We start from the raw sequence: 1,580 nt of genomic DNA, 5'->3' as shown, positions 1-1,580 counted from the left end.
GCAATAACAGTTGTTAAACTAATTACACAAAGGTAGTCTTTATCGATTGAAACTTTTTCACCTTCAACTCTCATTTAAATTTCTCCATTAAACTTAACCTTGTAATATTGCCTATGTAATATTGAATTACGGTTAGGATAAGGTTCTGAAAGTTGAACAATTGTAATTAGTTTTCGGGAGGCGATTTTTTGAAAAAATGCTTCCCATTCAAGTAACTCGCCGGTCGTAGCTGTTATGCGCATTTCATTAATTTCTGTGGCCATATTTGTTGTAATTGTTGTTAGAAAGTATCAACGCCATCCTTTGAATTCAGGAATTTTTTGATTCCAATCTCTCTTGTATTCATTCTTTTTTGAAGGGTCAGAAACTTCACCAAAAGAACTTAAAGGGTCAGGGTCCTCATCCGAAGTTTTTGACCCTTGGTCAAAAGGGACATCATCATCATCATTTAAATCATCAGATTCTGGTAGCTTACTTTTGTATTCTTCTATCTGGGCTTTAAGCTCCCTCAACTCTTTTCTGAGGTCGCCATTATTCATTATTAATCTTGCTTGTTCTTTCTGTTGATATTTTATTTGTGCCTCAAAGTCTGTAAGAATTTCTTTGCTGATATTTGACTCAGTTATTTCCTTTAAATCAGAAATAGCCTGGTTAACATCATCTCCATCATCCAATTCCGCGTGCACTTCTAGCTTTTTATTCTCGTAATTACCTAAGTTAAGTACACGCTGATAAGTAATATTTTTGAATTTCATTACATTTCGTATTCACTTACATCATCATTGTCTTCATTTTCAATTTCAGCATCTACTGTTTCCTGACTAGAAGGTAATAAATAATTGCTAAAATCAGGGAAGTCAGAAGCATCAGTTTTTATTCCTTGTGCAGCTAAAAACCGTTGAGTATTCTCCCATTTTGTCTTAGCTACATCTATTTTTGATTGTAATTCTTTTAGTTCGCCCTCAAGCTTATCTCTTTTATTTAATTCCACATGATATTGACCTCCAAACTGATTGGCTAGTTCTTGGCGTATCTCATCAACGGCTTGCCGCAAAGTTTTTTCTTCTGATATTTCAAGAGTAAAAACTAAGCTTTCAGGAAAGGCACTATATTGGTAAAAATTCCCGTCAATGGTGTATTGAATTTGTCTAACTTTTTGCATTACAAAACCTCAAATCAATTATTATTTTCTTGCTGAATATGGTTAAAATTTTCTTTCATGTTATTCTCAACATCAATGCAATACCAACCATAATCTAAAGCTTGCTTCAAACACTCAGTGTATAAGGGATGTTTATCCAAAGAAGCTTATATATCTTTCACTATTTCGCGTGTTTCATCGGCAAATTCTTTGTCAGTCAAAAGATACCTTATTCCCATTTGAAGTTGAAAAACTAAAATCCAAACAGTTGAAGGATTCAGAACAAGAATAATTTCATAATCATCATCCCTTAGCTTCTTTAAATCTTCAGTAATTTGCTTTCCATTTGGATAATTCATACTATTTGTTGCATTATTTCCATCTTAATATTTGGTTGATATTGCTTGATAGTTTTAAAACAGGCTTCTGCTAAACTACG

General features: G+C 33.0%; 4 protein-coding genes. All 4 read right to left on the bottom strand.

Going from position 1 to position 1,580, the window contains the following annotated elements; translation table 11 throughout:
* Nucleotides 1–74: 74 nt before the first annotated feature.
* Nucleotides 75–263, bottom strand: coding sequence for a hypothetical protein (locus tag F6K52_RS36110; protein WP_293090005.1), 189 nt, complete (start codon nt 261–263; stop codon nt 75–77).
* Nucleotides 264–290: 27 nt separating this feature from the next.
* On the bottom strand, nt 291–755 hold the full coding sequence (locus F6K52_RS36105; RefSeq protein WP_293090003.1) for a hypothetical protein: 465 nt from the start codon (nt 753–755) through the stop codon (nt 291–293).
* Nucleotides 755–1,162, bottom strand: coding sequence for a hypothetical protein (locus F6K52_RS36100; RefSeq protein ID WP_293090001.1), 408 nt, complete (start codon nt 1,160–1,162; stop codon nt 755–757). Before F6K52_RS36100 ends, F6K52_RS36105 begins: the two co-directional genes overlap by 1 nt.
* 146 nt (nt 1,163–1,308) lie before the next feature.
* A complete protein-coding gene (locus tag F6K52_RS36095; protein WP_293089999.1) occupies nt 1,309–1,500 on the bottom strand; it encodes a hypothetical protein in 192 nt (63 codons plus the stop codon).
* Between the last annotated feature and the right edge of the window lie 80 nt (nt 1,501–1,580).

The sequence above is a fragment of the Moorena sp. SIO3H5 genome, assembly GCF_010692395.1.
Taxonomy (GTDB): domain Bacteria; phylum Cyanobacteriota; class Cyanobacteriia; order Cyanobacteriales; family Coleofasciculaceae; genus Moorena.
This window is presented reverse-complemented; position numbering and strand designations above follow the sequence as displayed.

Coding starts and splice junctions, on each gene's coding strand:
- F6K52_RS36095 (WP_293089999.1), bottom strand. CDS start 1,500: ATGAATTATCCAAATGGAAAGCAAATTACTGAAGATTTAAAGAAGCTA.
- F6K52_RS36100 (WP_293090001.1), bottom strand. CDS start 1,162: ATGCAAAAAGTTAGACAAATTCAATACACCATTGACGGGAATTTTTAC.
- F6K52_RS36105 (WP_293090003.1), bottom strand. CDS start 755: ATGAAATTCAAAAATATTACTTATCAGCGTGTACTTAACTTAGGTAAT.
- F6K52_RS36110 (WP_293090005.1), bottom strand. CDS start 263: ATGGCCACAGAAATTAATGAAATGCGCATAACAGCTACGACCGGCGAG.